Here is a 23,646-nt window from a genome sequence, read left to right as displayed (position 1 = left end):
TCAGGCGACGGGGAAGGTGTGTTTTAAGGAGAGACCGATATGGCAAAACCAATTATGGCCCGTGCGACTGCCGTTTGGCTGGTGGACAACACGACCCTTAGCTTTAAGCAGATCGCGGATTTCGTCGGGATGCACGAGTTGGAAGTTCAAGGCATCGCTGACGGCGATGTGGCGCAGGGGGTCAAGGGGTTTGATCCGATTGCCAACAACCAATTGACCGAAGAAGAGATCGAAAAGGCGCAGGCAAATCCACTGCACAAGCTGGCGCTGAAGTACAACGCCGCTGCCGAAGGCGAAGAGAAACGCCGTGGTCCGCGCTATACGCCATTGTCCAAGCGTCAGGACCGGCCCGCGTCGATCTATTGGCTGGTCAAGTTCCACCCCGAATTGTCCGATGGTCAGATCAGCAAGCTGGTTGGCACAACCAAGCCGACCATTCAGGCGATCCGCGAGCGGACGCATTGGAACATCTCTAACATCCAGCCGATTGATCCGGTTGCTTTGGGTCTGTGCAAGCAGTCCGAACTGGATGCCGCCGTTCAGAAAGCCGCAGCCAAGAAAGCCGCTGAAGGGGGCTTGATGACTGACGACGAACGTCGCCGTCTGGTCAGCACCGAGCAATCGCTGGGCATGGATACGGAATCCAGAATGCCATCGGCCATTGAGGGCCTTGAGACATTCACATTGTCTGGCAACCCTGCGGATGATGATGATCGTGATCGCGGCGACTATTCCGATGCGGACAGCTTCTTTAAGCTGCCCGAGAATGGCGCGGATGATGACGACGAAGACGATAACAAATAAACTGCTTGGCCTTTCATCAGGCCAAAGCGGAACCAAAGCGGCCAGCGGATCGTTGGTCATCGGGTGGAGGGGTCATGCCCTTCACCCGTTGTTGTTTTGACGGATCGAAAAGGATCAATTCCGGATGCCGTTGCTACACTATTTATTCTGGTTCGGTGTCGCGTTTTTGTTTCTGGCAAGTGTGCTGCCTTTTAGCCGGATTGCACATGGGGCCATTCGTGGCCTTGCCTTTCCGCGCCAGCAGTTTTTTGTCCTGACCCTAGCCATGATCCCCGTGGCGCTTGTTGGTACGGCACCGCAGACGGGGGTATTTGCCATTGCCGTATTGGTTATCTCTGCGGCGGTGCACGTCGGATATATCGTGAAATTCACACCTGTCTGGTCGCAGCAATCGATGGCTGCCAACTTGGCCGAGCTTGGGGATACTGACACCCACATCACCTTGATCGCTGCAAATGTGAAGCAATCAAACCGTGATTATCAGAAACTGATTGATCTGATTATCAGCGAAAAGCCGGATATCGCCACGGCCCTTGAGGTAGACCAGGCGTGGATGGACGCCATTTATGCCGGATTGAAAGACCATTACGCCCATTGGGTCAAAGTACCCAAAAGCAATTCCTACGGCATTGTGCTGATGTCGAACCTGCCCCTGTCAGAGACGCAAGTGCGCGAGTTGCTGGTCGAGGATGTGCCGTCAATACGGACGCGGGTGCAAACCAGATCAGGCCGCGACTGGCGGTTGTACATCATCCATCCCGAACCGCCCGTGCCAAACCATGATACCAAAGGGCGCGATGGCGAAATTGCATTGACCGGGATCGAGGCAGGTCAAGACGAGCTGCCCGTTGTCGTCACCGGAGATTTGAATGATGTCGCCTGGTCTGCGCCGACCCGGCGATTTCAGCGGTTGTCCGGTCTGCTTGATCCGCGCGTTGGTCGGGGTTTGTACAATACGTTTCATGCCGGCATTCCGTTTTTGCGCTGGCCCTTGGATCATCTCTTTCACAGTGCCGATTTCCGCCTGATCCGTATGGATCGCTTGCGCCATATCGGGTCCGACCATTTTCCTATCCTGTTTACTTTGGCGCTAACACGCACCAAGCTTGCCAATTCGACACCCGGCCCGAGTGACGCCGCAGAGCGTGATGAGGTCAGGGAAATCGTACAAGAAGAACTGCAAAATGAAAGACAAGCGATCGGGACTGACTGGGAAAAGGACTGATGCGCGCCCTTTCGATAGAGACGGCCAGACCACGTGATAAACTATTCTGTGCAATGTCATAATTGGCTCTTGTACGAATCTCAAAACACGCTAAATGCGCCTTCACAGACGCCAACGCACGCGCCTCTGGCCGGTCAGATTTCTTGCTGATTGACCCGCGTTTATGCAGCGACGGTAACGTCTCTTAAAACGACACGTTGGGGTGCTCCCGCCCCGCCCTGCTCTTTGGAGATGACCCATGAACGCCACGAAAACCACCGGCCTTAATACGTCCGCCAAATCCAATTTTGACGAGGCTGCAGACTATATCTGGAACAACAGCTTTGATAAACCGACCCTTGTGATCAGTCGCGAGCGTGTCGGCATCCAATACGATGCGCTGAGCGCGGGTCTGGGGGATGCGAATATCCACTATGCTGTCAAAGCAAACCCTGCGCCGGAAATTATCCGTCTGCTGGTTGAGCGTGGCTCGGGCTTTGATGCGGCATCGCGTCAGGAAATCGAACTGTGTCTGTCCCAGGGGGCTGATCCTGCAAAGATCTCGTTCGGCAACACCATCAAGCGCGGCGTTGACATTGCATTTGCCCATTCCATCGGCGTGACCCTTTTTGCTGCCGATTGCGAGGCCGAGCTGGACAAGATTGCCGCCCATGCCCCCGGCGCGCGCGTCTATATCCGCCTGATCGTTGAAAATTCGCTGGCCGACTGGCCGTTGACCCGAAAATTCGGCTGCGCAGATACGTTGCTGCCGTCCTTGCTAGATTACGCCAAATCGCTTGGTCTTGTGCCTTATGGTCTGTCGTTCCATGTCGGGTCGCAAACCCGCAAGGCGGAATACTGGAACCCTGTTCTGGATCAGGTGGCCCCCCTGTGGCACGCCGCCAATGCTGCGGGTCACGACCTGCAATTGCTCAACATCGGGGGCGGTTTCCCCGCCTATCACGGCGATCCGGTTGATGCGCCACGGGGCTATGCCGCCGCCGTTATGGCTGCCGTCAAAGACCGCTTCGGGCACATCCCCTATGTGATGGCAGAACCGGGGCGCGGTATGGTGGCTGAGGCTGGTCATATCGCCGCCGAAGTCCTGCTGGTGTCGCGCAAATCAACCGAGGCGCTGCGCCGCTGGGTTTATTTGGACATTGGCCGTTTTTCCGGTCTGGCCGAAACCGAAGGCGAGGCGATCCGCTACGAGTTTGTGACTGCGCGTGACGGTAGCCCCACAGGCCCTTGCGTTCTGGCAGGCCCGTCTTGCGATTCCGCAGATATCCTGTATGAGAAGAACCCAGTTGATCTGCCGCTTGACCTTCGCGATGGTGACAAGATCATGATCAAGAATTGTGGTGCCTATACCAGCTCTTACAGCTCGGTTGGGTTCAACGGATTTCCGCCGCTTGATGTGTTGGTTCTGTAAAGAACCGAAAACGTCGCGCGGGAAGGACCGCCTGCTTTGGGAGGAGCAGGCGGTCTAATTTTTTCCAACCAGCCAAAACGGCCAAGAATGGCGCTATTTTACGGGAAAGTCTTGACTTCCCCGGCCCCAAACGGTGTACCTGCGACGAGCAAATTCAGCCCTAGGAAGGGACCCGTCATGCACGCATATCGCAGCCACACATGCGCCGATCTGAGCAAATCAAACGTAGGCGACAAGGTCCGCCTGTCCGGTTGGGTACACCGCGTGCGCGATCACGGCGGTATCCTGTTCATCGACTTGCGCGATCACTACGGCATGACCCAAGTGCTGTGCGACCCTGATTCAGCAGCTTTTGCCGATGTTGAAAAGGTCCGTTCGGAATGGTGCATTCGCATCGACGGCGAGGTCAAAGCCCGTGCCGATGATCTGGTGAACGCAAAAATCCCGACCGGCGAAATCGAAGTCTTCGTGCGCGATATCGAAGTTTTGGGAGCCTCCAAAGAGCTGCCTTTACAAGTGTTCGGCGATCAGGAATACCCCGAAGAAACGCGCCTGCGCTATCGCTACCTTGATCTGCGTCGCGAAAAGATGCAGGCGAACATGATCCTGCGCTCTGATGTGGTGTCGTCGATCCGCCGCCGCATGTGGGACCGCAAGTTCAAAGAATTCCAGACGCCGATCATCACCGCATCTTCCCCCGAAGGCGCGCGCGATTTCTTGGTGCCATCGCGATTGCACCCCGGCAAATTCTACGCGCTGCCCCAGGCACCGCAGCAGTTCAAACAACTGTTGATGGTGTCCGGCTTTGACAAGTATTTCCAGATTGCCCCGTGTTTCCGTGACGAAGACCCGCGCGCCGACCGGTCGCCCACGGATTTCTACCAGCTCGACCTCGAGATGTCCTTTGTTGAGCAGCAAGACGTGTTCGACACGATCCAGCCCGTTCTGACCGGTATCTTCGAAGAATTCGGTGGCGGTAAAGCCGTCGATCAGGAATGGCCGCAGATTTCCTACAAGGACGCGGCGCTGTGGTATGGTTCGGACAAGCCCGACCTGCGCAACCCGATCAAGATGCAGGTTGTCTCCGAACATTTCGCGGGCTCCGGCTTTGCGATCTTCGCCAAGCTGCTGGAGCAGGAAGGCACGCAAATCCGCGCCATCCCGGCCCCGACCGGTGGCTCGCGCAAGTTCTGTGACCGCATGAACGCCTTTGCGCAAAAAGAAGGCCTGCCCGGCATGGGGTATATCTTCTGGCGCGAAAAGACTGCCGACAGCGTCGCGCAAGAACTGGGTATTCCGGTGAAGGAAGCCCAGTCAAAGTTGAAATCCGGCGAAGTCGAAGGCGGCATGGAAGCGGCAGGCCCATTGGCCAAGAACATCGGACCAGAGCGTACCGAAGCGATCCGCCAGCAGCTTGGCCTGACGGTCGGCGATGCGGCGTTCTTCCTTGGTGGCAAGCCCAAGGCGTTTGAAGGCGTCGCAGGACGTGCCCGCAATGTGATCGGTTCCGAACTGGGCCTGACGGATGAAAACCGCTTTGCCTTTGCATGGATCGTCGATTTCCCGATCTACGAAAAAGACGCGGAATCCGGCAAGATCGACTTTGAACACAACCCGTTCTCCATGCCTCAGGGCGGGATGGACGCGCTGATGGGCGACCCGCTCGAGGTGCTGGGCTATCAGTACGACCTTGCCTGCAACGGCTATGAATTGGTGTCCGGTGCGATCCGGAACCACAAGCCAGAGATCATGTTCAAGGCGTTTGAAATCGCGGGATACGGCAAGGAAGAAGTCGAGAAGCGTTTCGGCGGTATGGTTAATGCCTTCCAATACGGTGCCCCGCCCCACGGTGGTTGTGCCGCCGGTATCGACCGCATCGTGATGCTGTTGGCCGAAGAGGCGAACATTCGCGAAGTCATCCTGTTCCCGATGAACCAGCGCGCCGAAGACCTGATGATGAACGCGCCGAATGATCCGATGCCGGACCAGTTGATGGAACTTGGCCTGCGGGTGATCCCGCAAGACTAAGCCGCCCGAATGGAATTGAAAAAGCCCGCCACCGATGATCCGGGGGCGGGCTTTTTGCTGTCTTCAAAGCGATTGTCTGAGGCGTCATTGTGTTCCCCCTTCACGTTTCGAAAGGAAAACGCCGGACATCAAACCTGGTTCCCCGTCAGGGGGCGGGCCGGGTCGGACGGGGCGCGTTAAAACAGTGCCGTGGCAATCTGAATCCCGACCCCGGGTGCCTGATCCGCGATCCGTGCGTTTGCGAATGCCAAGGCGACAATCGCCACGCCCACAGCATCGGCGGCCAAAATGACCCAGTCGATCCGGGCCTCGTCGCGATATATCAGGCGCGCTGCTTTAAGCTTGGCCAGCATATGTCGGGATCCTTTGACGCATGAGGGGTTTCATATCGATCAGATTGCCAAGGGTTTGTGTCCAAAGTTTGGTCAAACTAAGAGCTGTCTTAGACACGCCAGACGCGTTTTACAGGCTTGGCGTTGGTGCCGGTTGGTCGTAACGTAATGCTTATGAAAGAAAATGCGCCCTCATCACCGCCCCTTGGCTTTGCTGTTCCGGATTTTGTCCAGCCCCCCTTGCCCCCGCGCGACGGCTTGTCGGGGACATATGCCAAATTGGAACCGTTAACGGCACAGGCCCATGCGGCATTGCTGTTCGGCGCGTTCGAAGGGCAGGACGATCTGTGGCACTATATGTATGACGGGCCATTCTCCTCGTCCTCGCAGTTCCATCGTTGGGTGCGCGAAACGGAAACCCGCGATGATCCGCTGTTCTATGCGATCAAGAACCTTGAGACAGGGCATTGGGAAGGCGTCGCAAGCTATATGCGCATTGCCCCCGCTGCCGGTTCAATCGAGGTGGGGTCGATTGCTTTCAGCCCCGCATTGCAACGCACGCGCGCCGCGACAGAGGCGATGTATCTGATGATGGCTTGGGCGTTTGAGGCGGGGTACCGGCGCTATGAATGGAAATGCAATGCGCTGAACATGCCATCGCGCCGGGCGGCACAGCGGCTTGGGTTCAGCTACGAGGGTGTTTTTCGTCAGGCAGCGGTTGTGAAAGGGCGCAACCGCGACACGGCATGGTTTGCGGCCATCGATTCCGAATGGTCCAGCTTGAAAGAGGCGTTTGAAGCGTGGCTTGCCCCCAGTAATTTTGACGACCAAGGCCAGCAGCGAGAGAGCCTTTCCGATCTGACAAGACTGGTGCGCGTGGCCAGCGACCCGCTGGTCTAGGGGCGGTTGATCTAAATCGCGATGCGTTGCGCCAGCCGGGTTTGCACCAACCCCGCGATTGCGGCTTTTTCCGTTTCTGTCGGTTGGCCCAATGCGCGTTTATGCGCCAGTGCCAGCGCGGCTTTTTCCAGCGCGGTATCACAGACGCCACGCGCAACGCCCCCTAGAAACTGTGCGATATAATCCAGCGTAACCGTGTCTGCGGTATCGTCCAGAATATCCGCGATATGTGCCATGTCGTCCTGAAAGGCGATTTCATCGGGCTGCACCGTTTCATCGGTCAAGACCCGCACCCCCTGGGGTTGTCGGTCGGCGGGCAAAGCGGCCAGCACGGCCTGTTGAAAGTGGCAGAGCGAGTTCAGCGGTTTTTCAATAAACCCGTCGGCACCTGCCGCCAAGGCATCGCCGGCAAGATGGGTATCGCCCGAAATCGCCAGCAGGGCGTCAACACGCGGCTGCGCGCGCGCCAGTTCCTGTATCAGGTCGATGCCGTTGCCGTCCGGCAGCCCCAGATCGGCAATCACCACCGAGGGGCGGTAAACCTGCAAATGCCGTCGCGCCGCGCGCATGCAATCGGCCCGTCTGATCCGCGCACCTGACCGCAGGCACAACAGGCGCATCGCCTCGCAGGCGTAACGGCTGTCTTCGATCACCAAAACCGTCAGGCCCAGCAAAGGCCGGTCGGCCGTGGGGCTTGGAAGGGTATCTGTCTGTACGCCCAGCTTGTCCATTTTAGCCTTCTCCAAAAGATTCCGATGACTCAATGGTTAGGCGTGCTTGGCTAATAGGACGTTAACGTGACGCATTGCTCTTGCGTCAAACCCGGCCCATAACCTGACAAAGTTTAAGAAACGCAGGAGAAATATGATGATCGGTCGTCTTAACCACGTAGCCATTGCTGTGCCAGATTTGGAAGCCGCCGCGAACCAGTACCGCAACGCCCTTGGTGCCAATGTCGGCCCGGCGCAGGATGAACCCGATCACGGTGTGACGGTGATCTTTATCGAACTGCCGAACACAAAGATCGAACTGCTGTATCCGCTGGGCGATGACAGCCCGATCAACGGCTTTCTGGAAAAGAACCCCGCGGGTGGTATCCACCATATCTGCTACGAGGTCGACGACATCATCGCGGCGCGGGATCACCTTAAATCCACCGGTGCCCGCGTTCTGGGCAACGGAGAGCCCAAGATAGGGGCCCACGGCAAACCGGTAATCTTCCTGCACCCCAAAGACTTTAACGGTGCGCTGGTCGAACTGGAGCAGGTGTAATCATGGGCGTTACATCAGCCCTGGTTCTGTTTGCCGTGATCTGGTCAATGACCTTTCTGATCGCGCTGCCTATCCGGGTGAAAACCCAAGGGGATCTGGGAGAGATCGTTGAAGGCACACATGCCGGCGCACCAGAGCATCATCACCTCAAGACAAAGGCGTGGTGGACAACGGGCATTACGATCGTGCTTTGGGCGTTTACTGTCTGGTTCATCCTGTCGGGGTTGGTCACCGTGGCGGATATTGAATATTGGCTGCACGGGGATCTGACACCAATTGGTGGAACAGGTGGGTAAAGGTCGCCGCCCCTAAAATCGGAATAACAAGGTTTAGCAGGGGGATCGACAATGGCATCGCCATCAGCACCCCTGCGACCCAGATTGTGCCCATGTGACGGCGTCTAAGCTTTTTCGCCTCGACCCTGCCGACACGCCTGATCGCTGCCAGTGTGAAATATTCACGGCCCAGTAAGAACCCGTTCACCGTCCAAAAGATCAGCGGCGCAAGCGGCGCGAACAGGATGTACAGGATCAGTGCCAACAGGTTGACGCCAATCAGCACCCCCATGAAATTCACCGTATCGCGCACCGCATCGCCAAAAGGCACGCGGTTTGCTGCGGGCAGATGGGGGTAATGCTCCGCCTCGACCGCATCGGCCACGTCATCCAGAAACATCGACGTGATCGCGGACGCGACCGGGATCATCAAAAAGACCGACAGCACCATCAGCAACAGCCCCGCCCCCCAGCTGAACAGGTCGTCGACCCACGTCACCTCGCCCACCCAGGGGATCGATGTGGCGTCACCCGCCAACCAGCCAACAAGCCAGACAAAGGCCGCCGCAATGCCGATCAGCAGAACCAGCGCCAGCCCGATGCCCATAAAGAACACCTTGCGAAACCGCGGGTCGCTGAGCTGTCCAACGGCAAGGCCGATCGCCTTGAAAATCTCGGTCACAGCCATGTGGTCAGTGCCGCGATGTCAGGACGAGGACGTTCTGGCGGGGCAGAGGTTTCAGTGCCGATGTGGATGATGCCCGCGATCCGTTCGTTGTCGGCCAATCCGAACCCTTTTTTCATAAATTCGCGGTCGTGGCTGACCCAGCCGCTCAGCCAGTTTGCCCCCCAACCCGCAGCAAGGGCGGCATTGGTCAGCGCAAGGCACACGGCCCCGGCAGAGTAGGTCTGTTCAATCGCGGGGATCTTGGGCGACGGTTTTTGCACCTCGACCACGACCACGGCCAGATGGCCCTGATCAAACTGGCCGCGGCCTTTCTGGACCTGTTCGTCGTCAAGGCCCAAGGCTTCGCCACGGGCCTGCGCAATGTCCGCCAAACGACCCATCGCGGGCTTGTCGATCACGATAAAACGCCACGGTTCCAGCTTGCCATGATCCGGCGTGCGCGCAGCGGCCGTAAGCAGGGGCAGCAGCGTGTCGCGGTCCGGCACGGGGGTGGTCAGCGTCTTGGCAGGCCGGGACCGGCGTGTTTGCAGGAAATGCAGTGCGTCTGGGTTTGGTGTCGGCATTGGGTCTCTCTTACAGGTTCAGCTCTTGCGCCATCTCATCAATGGAGCAGCGCAGGAAGGCGTCAAATTTGGGGCTGGGCTGGCGGATGTGATAGTTCTCCGCGTGCGGATCTGGCGCGATGATATCACTGTCTGCGAGGGCTGCGATGGTGGCGTGGCCACAGAACGGGACATAGGCCTCTGAATAGCCGCCTTCGTGGACAAGCACCAGCTTGCCATCGCAAAGTTTTTGCGCAGTCGCTTTGATTTTGCGGGTCATGGCGGCAAAGGTTTTGGCCGTGGCCTGCATCCGCGCCAGCGGGTCCACGATTGCGGCGTCAAAGCCACAGGCGACAATGATCATATCGGGCTGGAACGCCTCAAGCGCGGGGATCACGATGCGGTCCAGCGCGTGCAGATAGGCCGTATGCCCCGATCCGGCATGGAGCGGCAGGTTGATGTTATACCCTTCGCCCGCACCCTTGCCCCGATCCGCCAGCGCGCCTGTATCCAGCGGATAGTTGCCTTCCTGATGCAGGGAAATGGTCAGCACGTCGTCGCGGTCGTAGAATATCGCCTCGGTGCCGTTGCCATGGTGCACATCCCAGTCCAGCACAGCAACGCGGTTTACCAGCCCCTTGGCCTTGGCGGCTTCGATCGCGATGGCGATGTTTGCCAGCAGGCAGAACCCGTTGGGGAAATCAGGCAGGGCGTGGTGACCGGGGGGGCGGGAAAGCGCATAGGCGTTTTGCAGATCACCCGATGCAACCGCTTCGACAGCGGCGATGGACAATCCGGCAGACAGGGCAGCGATCTCGAACCCGCCAGCAGCAAAGGGGGTGCGCAGGCCCAGTTCACCACCGCCCGTGTCAGAGAGACGTTTGAAGTCGTCCAGATAGGCAGCAGGGTGAACACGCAACAGATCGTCGCGTGTGGCTTGCTGCGCGCTGCGCACGTCCAACTCGGCCATCAGGCCGGTAACTTCCATCAAATTGCGCAGCCGCCGCTTGGTTTCGGGGTTTTCGGGCAACCCGCCTGACGCCAAGGGCTGCACCAGCCCGCCGATGGGCATGGTAAAGGCATAGTTGCCCCCCGCATGCCAGAAACAGCGTTCATCCATGAAAAAGCCGGTGGTCATCCTGTCATTCCCCTTGTTGTCTGTCTGGAAACTGACGCGACACGGCGGGATTGTCCATGATCCTTAGGCGGGGGCCTCGGCCAGCAGGGCGTTCAGATCAAGCGGGGCATTTACCATCTTGAGCCCGCCATGCGCGTCACGGGGCCAATCCTGCTCGGCGCGGTCGCGGTATATCTCGACCCCGTTATTGTCAGGATCACGCAGGTATATCGCCTCGCTCACGCCATGATCGGCAGCCCCGTCCAGCGGAATGCCCGCAGCAACAATGCGTTTCAGAACGGCGGCCAAGGCGGGGCGGTCGGGGTACAGAAACGCCGAATGATACAGCCCGGTGTGACCTTCGGGCGGGGGCGTCGCGCCGGCGCTTTCCCATGTATTCAGACCGATGTGGTGGTGATACCCGCCCGCACCAAGAAAGGCGGCCTGCGTGCCGAATTTCTGGTTCAGATCGAACCCGAGAATGTCGCGGTAAAACGTGATCGCCCGCTCAAGATCCGCGACCTTGAGGTGAACGTGACCGACTGAGGCATGAGCCATGAGATGCGCCTTTCTTCTTGCGATGACTGCAAGATGGCGACATCGCGCCCGCAAAGCCAGAGCGGCTGGCGCGCGCCGCCTGTGCAAAAATGCGCAGCCCCATCGGCGCGGGTATGATCGGGTGGCGTGCTGCCTTAGCCAACCATCCCGACAATATCATAGGTTTTTCTCAGGATCGGCGCAGTGATCTCGCGGGCCTGGGTGGCACCGTTTGCAAGGATGCGGTCAATCTCGGCTGTGTCGGCCATCAGTTCGGCCATGCGCGTGCTGATCGGCGACATTTTGGCGACGGCCAGATCGGCCAACAGCGGCTTGAAGGTGCCGAATTGCTGACCACCGACTTCGGCCAGCACCTGTTCAACGGTCTGGTCGTTGAGCGCGGCATAGATGTTCACCAGATTGCGCGCCTCGGGGCGGTCCTTCAGGCCTTCGATCTCGGAGGGCAAGGCGTCGGGATCGGTCTTGGCCTTGCGGATCTTTTTGGCGATTGTGTCGGCATCGTCGGTCAGGTTGATCCGGCTGGCATCCGATGGATCGGACTTCGACATCTTTTTCGACCCGTCGCGCAAGGACATCACGCGGGTTGCGGCACCTTCGATCACCGGTTCGGTCAGCGGAAAGAAATCAACGCCGTAGTCATGGTTGAACTTGGCCGCGATGTCGCGGGTCAGTTCCAGATGCTGCTTTTGGTCTTCGCCCACGGGCACATGGGTGGCGTGGTAAATCAGAATGTCGGCGGCCATCAGCGCGGGATAGGCAAACAGGCCCAAGGAAGCGGTCTCGGCGTTTTTGCCAGCCTTGTCTTTCCACTGGGTCATGCGGCCCATCCAGCCCATGCGGGCAACACAGTTAAAGATCCACGCAAGCTGTGCATGCTCGGGAACCTGGGATTGATTGATCAGGATGGATTTCTGCGGATCAACGCCAGCTGCAATAAATCCGGCGGCCAGTTCGCGTGTGTTATGGCGCAAGGTGGCCGGGTCTTGAAGCTTGGCCGTGATCGCGTGCAGGTCCACCATGCAATAGATGGTCTGATATGACCCTTCATCCTGCATGTCGACGAAACGCTTCATCGCGCCCAGATAATTGCCAAGGGTCAGGCCGCCGGACGGCTGAATGCCCGAGAACACGCGCGGGGTGAATTGGGTGTCGGTCATGGCAACGCTCCGATAAGGCTGGAAAAGACGGCACGATGGGCTTACCCATGCGCACCAACCCCGTCAAGGAGCCGCTATGGAAGACCCTGATTTTCAACCACCCGTAAACCCGATGCCTGCCGTGGTTACAGTGGTGTTTCTGGCCATCGCCGGTATCGAGGCAGGGCTGTCCCTGGCCGAGGCGGGTATTATCGGCGGCCCCGGTGCCATCGGCTGGCGACTGGCATTGATCCGCGATTACGGATTTTCGAACGACATCTTTGACTGGATGATCGCCAACTGGCGCTTCCCTGTGTCGGAGACATTGCGCGCCGTGAGCTATTCATTTGTGCATCTGGGGTTCACCCATGCGCTTTTTGCCATGGTGCTATTGTTGGCCCTTGGCAAAATGGTGGCCGAGGCCTTGGGGCAGCTGGCGTTTCTGGCGATATTCTTTGTCTCGGGGATCATCGGGGCGGTTCTCTATGCGCTGGCCCTGAATGATCCGGTTTGGCTGGTCGGGGCCTATCCGAATGTTTACGGGCTGATTGGGGCCTATTCCTTTGTCATGTGGCGCAGATTGTCAGGGCTGGGCGCGCAGCAATTGCGTGCGTTTTCGCTGATTGCGGTGTTGATGGGGATACAGCTTTTGTGGGGCGTGTTCTTTGAGGCGGGCACCCAATGGCTGGCGGACCTTTTCGGGTTCTTCGTGGGCTTTGGATTGTGCTTTGTCCTGGCTCCCGGTGAATGGTTGAAATTGCGCAACCGTGTCCGGCATCGTTGATTTCATGCGCAAGGCAGGGGGGCCAGCCCCCCTGACCCCCCGGGATTTTGAACCATTTGGAAATCAGGTCAGCCGCGTTTCAATGCGCGTTTGAATTCGCCCAGTTTGAAGGCTCCGATGATCTGGCCAGAGCCGAAGTAGCTGATGGCCGCGATCAGGATTAGCAGCAGAAGCCCGATGCCGCGCCACCAGGACTGACCCAGCAGCGGTTGCATCGCGACATTGCCGATCCACAAGGCAACCCCCATGATTGCGGAGGCCGCAAGGATACGCCAAATGCGTTTGTGAAAGCGGGCATCGAATTTCGCGGCCAGGCCAAAGCCGCGTGCGCCATAGGCCAGCAGCCCGAACATGGCCCAACCGGCGAGGGTCGTCGCGATCGCCGGGGCGAACCAGCCGATAAAGGGGCTGAGGCCCACGGCCAGCACCACATTCACGATCATTGCCACAACGGCAAAATAGAACGGGCGTTTGGTGTCTTCGCGGGCATAATACAGCGGTTGCAGGATTTTTTGCAGGACAAAGGCGGGCAGGCCGAGGCCGTAGATCGCCACCGCAATGGCAATCGCCGCCGCATCGTCGACGGTTGTGGCACCACGTTGAAACAGGACCGATGCCAGAGTGAAGGGGATTACCATCAAGGCCACGGCAGAGGGGATTGTCAGGGCAAGGGAGACTTCGGCGGCGCGGCTGATCTGGGTGCGCGATCCCTGTTCATCCCCGGCCTTGAGGCGGCGCGACAGATCGGGAAGCAGGACCACGCCGATGGCAATGCCCACCACGCCAAGCGGCAGTTGGTACAAGCGATCGGCGTAGTTGAGCCAGGCCACGGCCCCTTCGTAAAAGCTGGCCACCTGACGACCGACCAGCAGGTTGATCTGCATCACACCGCCCGCCAGTGCGGCCGGGGCTGCGATGATGGCCAGGCGTTTCAATTCCGGCGTCATGCGGGGTCTGCGGTTGAAGCCCAAGGTGAAGCCCGCGCGTTTGGCGGCCCACCACACCAGCGCCAGTTGCGCAATGCCCGCAATCGGCACGGACAGGGCCAGTGTGTTGCCGATATGCAGGCCGAGGGCCTTGTCGATGCCGAGGCCCAACGCCTCTGATCCGTCGCGGCCAAGGGCGGCCCCAACGAGCACGGCAATGATAAAGATGATGTTCAGCACGACAGGCGCAGCCGCAGCAGCCATAAAGCGCCCCGTGGCATTCAATACCCCCGATACCAGTGCCGCGAGCGAGATGAAAAGGATATAGGGAAAGGCAAGCCGCCCGTATTCAACGGCCAGATCAAAGCGTTCGTCCCCTTTGAACCCCGACGCCATCAGCAACACCAGACCGGGCATGGCGATGATGCCGATGAGGGTGAACAGGGTCAGGATAAACGCCATACCGACAAAGGCATCCTGGGCGAACTCCTCGGGGCCGTCGCCGCTTTCGAGCTTTTTCGAGAACATCGGCACAAAGGCCATGTTGAACGCGCCTTCGGCAAAGAAGCGGCGAAACATGTTGGGCAGGGAAAACGCCACCAAGAAGGCTTCGGCTGCGGGGCCGGAGCCGAGATATCCAGCAACCATCACATCGCGAATGAACCCCATGACGCGGCTGAGAAGGGTCCATATTCCGACGGTGAAAAAGCCGGACATCAGGCGGATTGGTTTCATTGGAATGCTTGCCCTGTGAGTGCGATGCAAATGGCCTACCGTTTGGCGTGCCATAGCGCAATTGTTGATGTGCGGCGGGCAATGGCCGGCAACGGGAAGCCGCCGGCCCTGTTTTCGCCTGCTGGCTGAGGCGGGCGCGCGTGGTCCGGCGTTAATCGGCGGCCCGCTCGACCCCTTCGGCAATCGCAAGGCGGAGACGTTTTTCAAGGGTCCGCTGCTTGCTTTCGGTGTAATATTTCAGCCCGAACATATCTTTGACATAGAAGGTATCGACCACCTGTTCGCCATAGGTCGCGATGACTGCATTGGCGATATAGACGTTCGATTCGGCCAGGCTGCGCGCCAGATCGTATAGCAAACCGGGGCGATCGCGGGTGTCGACTTCGATGATGGTATAGATTTCAGAGCCATCATTATCAAAGGTGATGTGGGTCGGGACCTTGAATGCCCTTTCGCGTTTTTTGACCTTGTCGCGGGATTTCAGGGCCTCGCGGGCCAGGATCTCTCCCTTGAGGGTTTTCGAGATCATCTGCCTGAGGCGGGGCAGGCGGGCAGCGTCATAGGGGTTGCCTTCGGCATCCTGTATCCAGAACGCATCGGTCACATAGCCGTCTTTGGTCGTGTAGCTGCGGGCGTCGACCACATTGGCACCCACCAGCGCCAGCGCCCCTGCAAGACGTGCAAAGATACCGGGGTGATCTGCCATGACAAAACACGCACGGGTGGCATCGCGGTCCTCGTCTGGGTGCAGGTCGATGCGAATTTCGCCATCCTTGATATCACGCAGCAACTGGGCAAACACGACATGGGCCGTGATGTGCAGCCCTTGCCAATAGGGCGGATAGTGGCGTGCGGTTTCGGTCTGCAAATCCTTGCGCGGCCAATCGGCAAGGGCTGCACGCAAGGTCTTTTTCGCCTCGTCGCCGCGGTTCGCACGGTTCAGATCCTCAAGCCCTGTTTCAAGGGCTTTCTTGGTTTGGCGGTACAGGCCACGGATTAGCACGGCCTTCCAGTTGTTCCAGGTGTTCGGCCCGACGCCGCGAATATCGCAAACGGTCAACACACACAGCAGATCAAGCCGCTTGACCGTCTGTACCGCTTTGGCGAAGTCACGCACGGTGCGCGGGTCGGCAATATCGCGTTTCTGGGCCATGTCCGACATCAGCAGGTGATAGCGCACCAGCCATTCGACAGTATCGACTTCGGTCTTGTTCAGCCCCAGCCGTGGCGCGATCTTGCGGGCCATTTGGGCCCCAAGGATCGAATGGTCTTCGGGGCGCCCCTTGGCGATATCGTGCAAAAGCAGGGCCACATAAATGACTTTGCGGTTCACGCCGCGTTTCAGGATATTCGACGCGACCGGCAGGTCTTCCTCAAGCTCGCCCTTTTCAATGAGGGCAAGGTTGGTGATGCACTGGATCGTATGTTCGTCGACGGTGTAGCTGTGATACATATTGAACTGCATCATCGCGACGATGTTTTCGAATTCGGGAATAAAGGCAGACAGAACGCCCAGTTCGTTCATCCGGCGCAGGCCGCGTTCGGGGTTGCCGTGTTTGAGCATCAGATCAAGGAAAATGCGCTGCGCTTCGGCATTGTTGCGCATGTCGTCGTCGATCAGGTTCAGGTTGCGTTTCACCAGCCGCATGGCGTCCGGGTGGATCAACATGCCGGTCCGCAACGCTTCCTCGAAGATGCGCAACAGGTTCAGCTTGTCCGAAACGAACGCAGCATCATCGACAATCGCAAGCCGGCCCACGACGACTTCGTAGCCGTCGCGCATCTTGGGGCGGCGGCGGAATATGCGTTCCAGCAGGGGTTCTGCCTTGATGTGGATGCTTTCCAGCTTGGTCAGGAAGATGCGGGTCAGCTCGCCCACTTGGGTGGCGTGGCGGAAATAGGCCTGCATGAACACTTCGACACCGCGTCTGCCGCCCGTATCCGTATAGCCCATCGCCTCGGCGACGGCGACCTGCATGTCAAAGGTCAGCTGTTCGGTTGCGCGCCCAGACAACAAATGCAGGTGCCCGCGTACCGCCCAAAGAAAATCCTCGGCGGCGACGAAGGTTTTGAATTCTTCTTCCAGAAAGATGCCGCGCTCCACCAGATCGGCAGCGTTTTCGACGTTGTAAATATGCTTGGCAATCCAGAACAGGGACTGCAAATCGCGTAGGCCCCCCTTGGCTTCCTTGACGTTCGGTTCAACCTGATAGCGCAGACCCTGTTTGCGGTGGCGCAGGGCGCGCTCTTCCAGCTTGGCCTCGATGAAACTACGGCCCGAACCGGAAAAAAGATCGGTCTTCAGCGTCTTGTCCAGCTCGGCGGTCAGTTCAAGGTCGCCCGCGATAAACCGGTGTTCGAGCAAGGCGGTCTGGATGGTGAAATCCTCGGCCCCAAGGCGCACGCAATCACGGATCGTGCGGGTGGAATGGCCAACCTTCAGCTTCAAATCCCACAGCATATACAGCATGGATTCGATCACGCTTTCGGTCCAGGCGGTCGCTTTGTAGGGGATCAAAAACAGCAGATCAACGTCCGAGAACGGGGCCATTTCGCCCCTGCCATACCCGCCGACGCCGATCACCGCCAAGCGTTCGCCCGACGTCGGGTTGGGCTTGGGATGCAATTTCTGCACCGCAATCTGCAACGTGCTGCGGACCAGCTGATCTGTCAAAAAACAATAGGCGGAGGTCATTGCGCGCGCGTCAAACGGTGTCGCGGCAAAGGCGCGGGCGATTTCAGCGCGGCCTGCTTTCTGGGCGTTCCCAAGAATACGCACAGCCGCTGCACGGACCTGGCTGCTATCCGATGCTTCTTCGAATGCCACAGTCAGGGCGTCGGCGATGGCGTCTTCGTCAAAGATCAACTCGGGGGCGCTGATCAGGTGAAGCGCTGTAGCTTCACCTGTCTCTGCTTGTGCAGCTAATGGTTTTACCACTTAGTGTCCTTTAGAAACCAGCGCCGCCGAAACCTTGGGGGGCGGGATCAATAATCACAACGGAGTTGTTGCGCACGGTTGCGATGGCCAGGCCGTGCTCGGTTGTGCCATCCGTTTTTAAACGGAACACACCGTTGGCCCCGCGGAAACCTGCGCCTTGTGTCAGATTCGCAGTCGACAGTGCATTCGATTTACCCGATCGCGCCAATGCGCCCACAGCGGCAATGCCATCAAACGCAAGGCCGGCAATAGGACCAGGTGTCTTGCCATAAGCCGCTGAATAGCGTTGCGAGAACGCGGCGGTTGCGGAGGGGTCAGGCATCGCAAACCAGCCGCCTTGAACGCCGGGCAGTGCCAGTGTCTGGGCTGGAATGTCCCAGCGGGTCAGGCCGATATATTGCGTTGATGTGGTAAGCACGCCTGCTTCTGGCAATAGTTGCGCAAACAGGGGCAGGGCGCTGGCCGATGATGTTGTCAAAAAGATCGCGTTGGCACCATTGGCTTCTACGGCCGCTTTCACGCGCGGAACGGCGGCGATGACCGATTCCTGGCTCAGGGAATAGTCGACGGCACCAGCAGAGGTCGCACCATTTTGCGCAATCGCGTTCATGATGGCATTGCGGCCCAACTGGCCTGCAACATCATTGCTGTGCAGGACCAGAATTTTGTCTTTACCCGTGGCTTTTGCATAGCGCACCAGACGGCTTGACGTGTCGTCAAAGCCTTGGCCCATGACAAAGACGTTGCCGCCGGCAATGCTGGCATTATTCGAGAAGGACAGCACATTGACGCCTTGCGCGGCCACGGCATTGCCTGCGGCATTTGCAGCCTCGCCATAAAGCGGGCCGACGATGATCTGCGCGCCTTCGTTCACGGCTTGGGATGCAGCTGTGGCGGCCAGGGCAGCACTGCCGCCTGTGCCATAGACCCGCAGGTCGATTTGCACGCCTGCAAGGTCACGGATCGCCAGACGGGCCGCGTTCTCGAGCTCTTGCGCAAGCAGGTTGTCACTGGCAGAACCGCCGCGTGGCACCAAAAGAGCCACGGGAATGGGCTTGCTGGTATCCACCTTGGGGCCTTTGCTAGACCCTGTATTGGTCATCAATCCCGGCTCGCAGGCGGCCAGTGCAAACGCCACAAAGGGCAGAATCAAAAGCCGCAGTGGCTTGCGAAGGGTGTCGAAAACGGCGAACATAGCAGTGTCACTCCATAAGTGGCAGGTCGGCGGCAATAGCCCATGAACAGATGCACCGATCATAGAGGGTGCGAAAGGCGGGTCCAGCTTGAATTATCAAAAGGTACCGCTCTCTGCGGGGCTTTACTTTGTCGGCGTCCCGATTGGAACCGCCCGTGACATTACCTTGCGTGCGCTTGACGTCTTGGCTTCGGCTGATGTTTTGGCGGCCGAAGATACGCGAAGCTTACGTAGATTAATGGAAATTCACGGCGTGCCGCTGGACGGTCGCAGGGTGCTTGCGCTGCATGACCATTCGGGCGCGGGCGTGCAGGACAAGCTGTTGGCGGCCATTCGCGATGGGCGATCGGTCGCCTATGCCTCCGAAGCGGGGATGCCGCTGATTGCCGATCCGGGTTTCGAATTGTCCCGTGCGGTATCGCAGGCGGGCCTGATGCTGACCTGCGCACCGGGGCCATCGGCGGTGCTGACGGCGCTTGCTTTGGGCGGGTTGCCGACAGACGCATTTTTCTTTGCCGGGTTCCTGCCAAATGCGACATCGGCGCGTCTGACGGCCCTGCAAAAGCTCAAAGACATCCAAGGCACGCTGGTTTTTTACGAATCGCCCAAGCGTGTGGCGGCGATGTTGCGCGATGCGGCCAAAGCGTTGGGCGAAGAACGCCCCGCCGCTGTCTGCCGCGAGCTGACGAAGAAATTCGAGGAAATCCGCCGGGGGACCTTGGCAGAGCTGCAAGAATATTATGCCGACAAATCCCCCAAGGGCGAGATCGTCGTGCTGATTGACCGTGGCCGTTTACAGTCGGTTAGCGAAAGTGACCTAACCTCTGATCTGGCATCGGCGCTGGAAACCATGTCGATGCGCGATGCCGTCGATATGGTGGCGCAGGCGCATAACCTGCCGCGCAGGCAGGTGTATCAGGCCGCATTGGAGCAGGGCAAAGGGAACGGGTAATCATGTCTGTGGCAAAGCAAATTCAGGGCTCGGTCAGCTATCACGCCGGTCAGGCCGCTGAAAATGCTGTGGCCCGGGATTATATCCGCCGCGGGTTCACCCTGGCCCGCGAAAGATGGCGGGGCAAACGCGGCGAAATCGACCTGATCATGCGCGACGGCCCTGATCTGGTATTTGTCGAGGTCAAGAAAAGCACAAGCTTTGAGCAGGCCGCCTTGCGGATCACCCGCCGCCAGATCGACAGGATCTTGGGATCAGCCGAAGAATTCATCGCCAATGAACCAAATGGCAGCCTTACCAACCTGCGTTTTGACGTGGCTTTGGTTGATGAAACAGGCCAGTTACGCATCGTCGAAAACGCGTTTGGCCACGACTGACCCATTGCACCCCGCGCCGTGCTGCGTCATCTAATGAGCAACAGCACGGAGATCTGGTATGAAAATCGCCTTTCAAATGGACCCGATCAGGGCCGTCAATATCAACGCCGACAGCACCTTTCGCATCGCCGAAGAGGCGCAAGCCCGCGGTCACACGCTTTTCTACTACACGCCTGACCATCTGGCCTATCAAGAGGGCCGGATTACCGCGCGCGGTCACGATCTGACAGTGCAGCGCGTGCAGGGTGATCACGCCACGCTGGGCCCCGTTCGCGAGGTTGATCTGGCAGATTTTGACGTGGTCTGGCTGCGGCAGGACCCGCCATTTGACATGCATTACATCACATCGACGCATCTTCTCGACCGCCTCAAGAAAACAACGCTTGTTGTGAATGACCCGTTCTGGGTGCGCAATTTTCCCGAAAAACTGATGTGTCTGGATTTCCCTGACCTGATCCCGCCGACGACCATCGCGCGTGACCTTTCAACGATCAAAGCCTTTAAGGCCAAATATGGTGACGTGATCCTGAAGCCGCTTTATGGCAACGGCGGCGCGGGGGTTTTCCGGCTTGATGACAACGACCGCAACCTTGGGTCGCTTTATGAGCTGTTTACCGGTTTCTCGCGCGAGCCGCTGATCGTTCAGCAATTCCTGCCCGCGGTGTCCAAGGGTGACAAACGTGTGATTCTGGTCGATGGCGAAGCCGTCGGTGCGATCAACCGCGTCCCTGCCGCAGGCGAGACCCGTTCGAATATGCATGTAGGCGGACGCCCCGAAAAGGTCGGCCTGACCGAGCGTGATCTTGAGATCTGCGCGACGATTGGCCCTGTCCTGAAGGAAAAAGGCCAGGTCTTTGTCGGTATCGACGTGATCGGGGATTATCTGACGGAAATCAACGTAACCTCGCCCACCGGTATTCAGGAACTTGAACGGTTCGACGGCACCAATATAGCGGCCAAAATCTGGGAAGCAATCGAAGCCCGCCGCGCATGAGCCTGATCCGTCCGGTTCTGAATACCTATTTACGGCTCGTCGAAAAACGCCGGATGCGCCGCACGAAAGAGCCGGCTAACCTGCGCCGGCACCTTGAGCAAAACGCGCGGCTGTTTTTCCGCGCGCCGCGCGGCACGACAATGGCCAAGATCACCCTTGCGGGGGGTGTTGAGGTGCTGACGGTCACGCCAAAGCGCCTGCACTCTGATATCGTGATCTTCTACATTCACGGGGGTGGCTTTGTTTTCGGCAGCCCGGAAACCCATGCCGCAATGCTGGGCCAGCTGGCAGCGCGGTCGGGGGCACGGGTGGTCATGCCGCGATACCGCCTTGCGCCGGAATTTACGTTTCCTGCGGCAGCGGATGATGTGGAAAGCGCCTATCGCGACCTGATCGCATCGGGCGTTGCTGCGCAGAATATCGTGATCGGTGGCGATAGCGCGGGGGGCGGGCTGGCCTTTGGATTATTATCCGAAATTCTGGCCAAAAAACTGCCCGCGCCACGCGGTGTTTTCGGTTTCTCGCCTTTCGTTGATTTCAAACGCCAGGGGGCAAGCCTTGTCGAGAACGCACAGCGCGAAGCGATGCTGCCGCCGGAACGTGCAGAGGACATGTTGGATATGTATCTGGCCGATGCCGACCGCGATGATCCCAGATTGAACACGCTGACTGTCGATTTTGCCGGTGCCCCGCCTGTTTGGATTTGCGTGGGCGATACGGAAATTCTGCGCGATGATGCCCGCGCGCTTTTCCAGCATCTGAAAGGCTGTGATGTGCCCGTCATGTTCCACGAGGAACATGATCTGCCACATGTCTGGCCGATCTTTCACAATGTCCTGCCCGAAGGGCGGCAGACCTTGGACGACCTTGCGGGGTGGATCAAAGAATTGCCGACGCCGGTATCCGGAAACTAAGCGCTTCTGCCAGATGGTGCTTTTGCACCGTCTTTTCCCTGTCAAGATCGGCAATCGTGCGCGCGACCCGCAAAACCCGGTGATAACCGCGGGCAGAAAGATGAAACCGCTCTGCTGCGCGGATCAGCAACGCACGCGCGTCCGGGGCAGGCGTGGCGATGCTTTCCAGCAGGTCGCCTTCGGCATCCGCATTCAAATGCGCATCGGGGGTTTGGGCAAAACGGGCTTCTTGGGTCAGGCGCGCATCGGCCACCCGTGCGGCGACCTGCGATGATCCTTCGCCGTCGCAAGGCAGGTCCAGATCGGTAAAGGCAACCGGGGGGACATCGACGCGCAAATCAAACCGGTCCATCAAAGGCCCCGAAATGCGGGCCATATAGTCTTCGCCGCAGGCGGGCGCACGGCTGCAGGCGCGCGCCGGATCGCTTAGATACCCGCATTTGCACGGGTTCGCGGCAGCAACCAGCATGAACTGGCAAGGATATTTCACATGGGCATTCGCGCGGGCGATCATGACTTCGCCGGTTTCGACGGGCTGGCGCAGCGTTTCAAGAACCATGCGGGGAAATTCGGGGAATTCATCCATGAACAACACGCCGTTATGGGCCAGACTGACCTCGCCGGGTTTGGCCTGTCGTCCGCCACCAATGATCGCGGCCATTGATGCGGTGTGATGGGGTTCGCGAAAGGGGCGGGTGCGCGATATGCCGCCTTCGACCAGCAGCCCGGCAAGGGAATGGATCATCGACGTGCTCAACGCCTCGCGCGGGGTCAGCGGCGGGAGGATCGACGGCAGCCGTGCCGCGAGCATGGATTTTCCCGACCCCGGTGTGCCCACAAACATCAGATGGTGCCGGCCTGCCGCCGCAATCTCCAATGCACGTTTTGCCCGCTCCTGCCCTTTGACGTCACGCAGGTCCTTGGTTTGCCGGGGGGCCGATACTTCGCCCGGATCCGCGGGGCTGATCGGGACTTGGCCCGTGTAATGGCGCACGACAGCGCCGAGGGAGCTTGCCGCGATCACCTGCGTGTTGCCGACCCAGGCCGCCTCGGCACCGGACGCTTCGGGACATAACAGGCCACGGTTCTGTTCCGCCGCCGACATCGCAGCGGGCAACGCGCCGATGACCGGGATCAATGTACCATCCAAGGATAATTCGCCCAAAGCGACGACAGACTGGATCGCATCATCGGGCAGGATATCAATCGCACATAGCAGGGCCAAAGCGATCGGCAGGTCGAAATGGCTGCCCTCCTTGGGCAGGTCGGCTGGGCTGAGATTGATGGTGATCCGTTTGCTGGGCAATGCAATCGCCATGGAAGAAAGTGCGGCCCGCACCCGGTCGCGCGCTTCCGAGACCGCCTTGTCAGGGAGGCCGACAATTGAGAAGGCAGGCAGCCCCGCCGAAACCGCGCATTGCACTTCGACAATGCGGGCTTCGACGCCCTGAAATGCAACTGTATATGCGCGCGCAACCATAGGGGCCCTTTGCAAGCCAAGATGGTTAATGCGTAGGTCCGGGGTGTTTAAGAAGCGTTAACG

General features: G+C 58.9%; 23 protein-coding genes. 12 read left to right on the top strand and 11 right to left on the bottom strand.

Annotated elements, in window-relative coordinates:
• Positions 1 to 39 precede the first annotated feature (39 nt).
• The 4 genes from ACSQ13_RS14960 to aspS all read left to right on the top strand — a co-directional run bounded on the left by ACSQ13_RS14960 (position 40) and on the right by aspS (position 5,468).
• A complete protein-coding gene (locus ACSQ13_RS14960) occupies positions 40 to 804 on the top strand; it encodes a DUF1013 domain-containing protein (RefSeq protein WP_176247955.1) in 765 nt (254 codons plus the stop codon).
• Between the two features lie 124 nt (positions 805 to 928).
• The gene (locus ACSQ13_RS14955) at positions 929 to 2,029 is read left to right on the top strand and encodes an endonuclease/exonuclease/phosphatase family protein (protein ID WP_176247956.1); all 1,101 of its coding nucleotides are present in this window, start codon (positions 929 to 931) and stop codon (positions 2,027 to 2,029) included.
• A gap of 238 nt (positions 2,030 to 2,267) precedes the next feature.
• The gene (locus tag ACSQ13_RS14950) at positions 2,268 to 3,440 is read left to right on the top strand and encodes a type III PLP-dependent enzyme (RefSeq protein ID WP_295512482.1); all 1,173 of its coding nucleotides are present in this window, start codon (positions 2,268 to 2,270) and stop codon (positions 3,438 to 3,440) included.
• A gap of 177 nt (positions 3,441 to 3,617) precedes the next feature.
• Positions 3,618 to 5,468, top strand: a complete 1,851-nt coding sequence (aspS, locus tag ACSQ13_RS14945) for an aspartate--tRNA ligase (protein WP_295512480.1) — start codon at positions 3,618 to 3,620, stop codon at positions 5,466 to 5,468.
• A 176-nt stretch (positions 5,469 to 5,644) separates the two neighbouring features.
• Here the strand turns inward: aspS and ACSQ13_RS14940 are convergent, their stop codons facing one another.
• Complete coding sequence (locus ACSQ13_RS14940) at positions 5,645 to 5,821, bottom strand: hypothetical protein (protein ID WP_295512478.1); 177 nt, start codon at positions 5,819 to 5,821, stop codon at positions 5,645 to 5,647.
• 153 nt (positions 5,822 to 5,974) lie between these two features.
• On the opposite strand from ACSQ13_RS14940, the gene ACSQ13_RS14935 reads away from it, so the two are divergent.
• The gene (locus ACSQ13_RS14935) at positions 5,975 to 6,700 is read left to right on the top strand and encodes a GNAT family N-acetyltransferase (protein ID WP_176248315.1); all 726 of its coding nucleotides are present in this window, start codon (positions 5,975 to 5,977) and stop codon (positions 6,698 to 6,700) included.
• A gap of 11 nt (positions 6,701 to 6,711) precedes the next feature.
• Here the strand turns inward: ACSQ13_RS14935 and ACSQ13_RS14930 are convergent, their stop codons facing one another.
• Positions 6,712 to 7,431: a response regulator gene (locus ACSQ13_RS14930; RefSeq protein ID WP_176247960.1), complete on the bottom strand. Its 720-nt coding sequence runs from the start codon at positions 7,429 to 7,431 to the stop codon at positions 6,712 to 6,714.
• Positions 7,432 to 7,567: 136 nt separating this feature from the next.
• Here ACSQ13_RS14930 and mce point away from each other — a divergent pair, with 136 nt between their 5' ends.
• Entirely contained in the window at positions 7,568 to 7,972 is a 405-nt protein-coding gene (gene mce, locus ACSQ13_RS14925) for a methylmalonyl-CoA epimerase (RefSeq protein WP_176247961.1), read from the top strand.
• Between the two features lie 2 nt (positions 7,973 to 7,974).
• Entirely contained in the window at positions 7,975 to 8,268 is a 294-nt protein-coding gene (locus ACSQ13_RS14920; protein WP_176247962.1) for a DUF1467 family protein, read from the top strand.
• Here the strand turns inward: ACSQ13_RS14920 and ACSQ13_RS14915 are convergent.
• From ACSQ13_RS14915 to trpS, 5 genes are all read right to left on the bottom strand, one after another.
• Positions 8,201 to 8,935 carry an EI24 domain-containing protein gene (locus ACSQ13_RS14915; RefSeq protein WP_295512476.1) on the bottom strand — a complete coding sequence of 245 codons (735 nt, stop codon included), beginning with the start codon at positions 8,933 to 8,935 and terminating at the stop codon, positions 8,201 to 8,203. The genes ACSQ13_RS14920 and ACSQ13_RS14915 overlap by 68 nt on opposite strands.
• Positions 8,926 to 9,498: a nitroreductase family protein gene (locus ACSQ13_RS14910; protein ID WP_295512474.1), complete on the bottom strand. Its 573-nt coding sequence runs from the start codon at positions 9,496 to 9,498 to the stop codon at positions 8,926 to 8,928. Before ACSQ13_RS14910 ends, ACSQ13_RS14915 begins: the two co-directional genes overlap by 10 nt.
• Positions 9,499 to 9,508: 10 nt before the next feature.
• A complete protein-coding gene (locus ACSQ13_RS14905; RefSeq protein WP_295512473.1) occupies positions 9,509 to 10,615 on the bottom strand; it encodes a class II histone deacetylase in 1,107 nt (368 codons plus the stop codon).
• Between the two features lie 63 nt (positions 10,616 to 10,678).
• A complete protein-coding gene (locus ACSQ13_RS14900) occupies positions 10,679 to 11,152 on the bottom strand; it encodes a VOC family protein (RefSeq protein ID WP_176247966.1) in 474 nt (157 codons plus the stop codon).
• A 134-nt stretch (positions 11,153 to 11,286) separates the two neighbouring features.
• Complete coding sequence (gene trpS, locus ACSQ13_RS14895) at positions 11,287 to 12,309, bottom strand: tryptophan--tRNA ligase (protein ID WP_176247967.1); 1,023 nt, start codon at positions 12,307 to 12,309, stop codon at positions 11,287 to 11,289.
• 76 nt (positions 12,310 to 12,385) lie between these two features.
• On the opposite strand from trpS, the gene ACSQ13_RS14890 reads away from it, so the two are divergent.
• Entirely contained in the window at positions 12,386 to 13,072 is a 687-nt protein-coding gene (locus ACSQ13_RS14890; protein WP_176247968.1) for a rhomboid family intramembrane serine protease, read from the top strand.
• Between the two features lie 68 nt (positions 13,073 to 13,140).
• Here the strand turns inward: ACSQ13_RS14890 and murJ are convergent, their stop codons facing one another.
• The 3 genes from murJ to ACSQ13_RS14875 all read right to left on the bottom strand — a co-directional run bounded on the left by murJ (position 13,141) and on the right by ACSQ13_RS14875 (position 18,866).
• On the bottom strand, positions 13,141 to 14,733 hold the full coding sequence (gene murJ / locus ACSQ13_RS14885; RefSeq protein ID WP_295512469.1) for a murein biosynthesis integral membrane protein MurJ: 1,593 nt from the start codon (positions 14,731 to 14,733) through the stop codon (positions 13,141 to 13,143).
• Positions 14,734 to 14,884: 151 nt separating this feature from the next.
• On the bottom strand, positions 14,885 to 17,671 hold the full coding sequence (locus ACSQ13_RS14880) for a [protein-PII] uridylyltransferase (RefSeq protein WP_435988120.1): 2,787 nt from the start codon (positions 17,669 to 17,671) through the stop codon (positions 14,885 to 14,887).
• A gap of 10 nt (positions 17,672 to 17,681) precedes the next feature.
• On the bottom strand, positions 17,682 to 18,866 hold the full coding sequence (locus ACSQ13_RS14875; protein ID WP_295512468.1) for a penicillin-binding protein activator: 1,185 nt from the start codon (positions 18,864 to 18,866) through the stop codon (positions 17,682 to 17,684).
• Positions 18,867 to 18,954: 88 nt separating this feature from the next.
• Here ACSQ13_RS14875 and rsmI point away from each other — a divergent pair, with 88 nt between their 5' ends.
• From rsmI to ACSQ13_RS14855, 4 genes are read left to right on the top strand one after another with little or no spacing between them, the layout of a single operon-like run.
• Positions 18,955 to 19,818: a 16S rRNA (cytidine(1402)-2'-O)-methyltransferase gene (gene rsmI / locus ACSQ13_RS14870; RefSeq protein WP_176247972.1), complete on the top strand. Its 864-nt coding sequence runs from the start codon at positions 18,955 to 18,957 to the stop codon at positions 19,816 to 19,818.
• 20 nt (positions 19,819 to 19,838) lie between these two features.
• Entirely contained in the window at positions 19,839 to 20,195 is a 357-nt protein-coding gene (locus tag ACSQ13_RS14865; protein ID WP_176248316.1) for a YraN family protein, read from the top strand.
• Between the two features lie 58 nt (positions 20,196 to 20,253).
• The gene (gshB, locus tag ACSQ13_RS14860) at positions 20,254 to 21,189 is read left to right on the top strand and encodes a glutathione synthase (RefSeq protein ID WP_295512467.1); all 936 of its coding nucleotides are present in this window, start codon (positions 20,254 to 20,256) and stop codon (positions 21,187 to 21,189) included.
• Entirely contained in the window at positions 21,186 to 22,103 is a 918-nt protein-coding gene (locus ACSQ13_RS14855) for an alpha/beta hydrolase (RefSeq protein ID WP_295512465.1), read from the top strand. Before gshB ends, ACSQ13_RS14855 begins: the two co-directional genes overlap by 4 nt.
• Here the strand turns inward: ACSQ13_RS14855 and ACSQ13_RS14850 are convergent.
• Complete coding sequence (locus tag ACSQ13_RS14850; RefSeq protein WP_295512464.1) at positions 22,069 to 23,583, bottom strand: YifB family Mg chelatase-like AAA ATPase; 1,515 nt, start codon at positions 23,581 to 23,583, stop codon at positions 22,069 to 22,071. The two genes, ACSQ13_RS14855 and ACSQ13_RS14850, sit on opposite strands and share 35 nt — an antisense overlap.
• Between the last annotated feature and the right edge of the window lie 63 nt (positions 23,584 to 23,646).

This window comes from Sulfitobacter sp. SH22, from assembly GCF_965641905.1.
Taxonomy (GTDB): Bacteria; Pseudomonadota; Alphaproteobacteria; order Rhodobacterales; family Rhodobacteraceae; genus Sulfitobacter.
The sequence above is the reverse complement of the archived record's forward strand: the minus strand, read 5'-3'. Positions and strand labels throughout refer to the sequence as shown.

Excerpts from the sequence above, each read along its gene's own strand:
- ACSQ13_RS14900 (WP_176247966.1), bottom strand. The coding sequence starts at position 11,152 with ATGGCTCATGCCTCAGTCGGTCACGTTCACCTCAAGGTCGCGGATCTT.
- murJ (WP_295512469.1), bottom strand. The coding sequence starts at position 14,733 with ATGAAACCAATCCGCCTGATGTCCGGCTTTTTCACCGTCGGAATATGG.
- ACSQ13_RS14915 (WP_295512476.1), bottom strand. The coding sequence starts at position 8,935 with ATGGCTGTGACCGAGATTTTCAAGGCGATCGGCCTTGCCGTTGGACAG.
- ACSQ13_RS14940 (WP_295512478.1), bottom strand. The coding sequence starts at position 5,821 with ATGCTGGCCAAGCTTAAAGCAGCGCGCCTGATATATCGCGACGAGGCC.
- ACSQ13_RS14930 (WP_176247960.1), bottom strand. The coding sequence starts at position 7,431 with ATGGACAAGCTGGGCGTACAGACAGATACCCTTCCAAGCCCCACGGCC.
- ACSQ13_RS14960 (WP_176247955.1), top strand. The coding sequence starts at position 40 with ATGGCAAAACCAATTATGGCCCGTGCGACTGCCGTTTGGCTGGTGGAC.
- ACSQ13_RS14950 (WP_295512482.1), top strand. The coding sequence starts at position 2,268 with ATGAACGCCACGAAAACCACCGGCCTTAATACGTCCGCCAAATCCAAT.
- trpS (WP_176247967.1), bottom strand. The coding sequence starts at position 12,309 with ATGACCGACACCCAATTCACCCCGCGCGTGTTCTCGGGCATTCAGCCG.
- ACSQ13_RS14935 (WP_176248315.1), top strand. The coding sequence starts at position 5,975 with ATGAAAGAAAATGCGCCCTCATCACCGCCCCTTGGCTTTGCTGTTCCG.
- ACSQ13_RS14905 (WP_295512473.1), bottom strand. The coding sequence starts at position 10,615 with ATGACCACCGGCTTTTTCATGGATGAACGCTGTTTCTGGCATGCGGGG.
- mce (WP_176247961.1), top strand. The coding sequence starts at position 7,568 with ATGATCGGTCGTCTTAACCACGTAGCCATTGCTGTGCCAGATTTGGAA.
- aspS (WP_295512480.1), top strand. The coding sequence starts at position 3,618 with ATGCACGCATATCGCAGCCACACATGCGCCGATCTGAGCAAATCAAAC.
- ACSQ13_RS14955 (WP_176247956.1), top strand. The coding sequence starts at position 929 with ATGCCGTTGCTACACTATTTATTCTGGTTCGGTGTCGCGTTTTTGTTT.
- ACSQ13_RS14850 (WP_295512464.1), bottom strand. The coding sequence starts at position 23,583 with ATGGTTGCGCGCGCATATACAGTTGCATTTCAGGGCGTCGAAGCCCGC.
- ACSQ13_RS14855 (WP_295512465.1), top strand. The coding sequence starts at position 21,186 with ATGAGCCTGATCCGTCCGGTTCTGAATACCTATTTACGGCTCGTCGAA.
- ACSQ13_RS14890 (WP_176247968.1), top strand. The coding sequence starts at position 12,386 with ATGGAAGACCCTGATTTTCAACCACCCGTAAACCCGATGCCTGCCGTG.
- ACSQ13_RS14910 (WP_295512474.1), bottom strand. The coding sequence starts at position 9,498 with ATGCCGACACCAAACCCAGACGCACTGCATTTCCTGCAAACACGCCGG.
- ACSQ13_RS14920 (WP_176247962.1), top strand. The coding sequence starts at position 7,975 with ATGGGCGTTACATCAGCCCTGGTTCTGTTTGCCGTGATCTGGTCAATG.
- gshB (WP_295512467.1), top strand. The coding sequence starts at position 20,254 with ATGAAAATCGCCTTTCAAATGGACCCGATCAGGGCCGTCAATATCAAC.
- ACSQ13_RS14875 (WP_295512468.1), bottom strand. The coding sequence starts at position 18,866 with ATGTTCGCCGTTTTCGACACCCTTCGCAAGCCACTGCGGCTTTTGATT.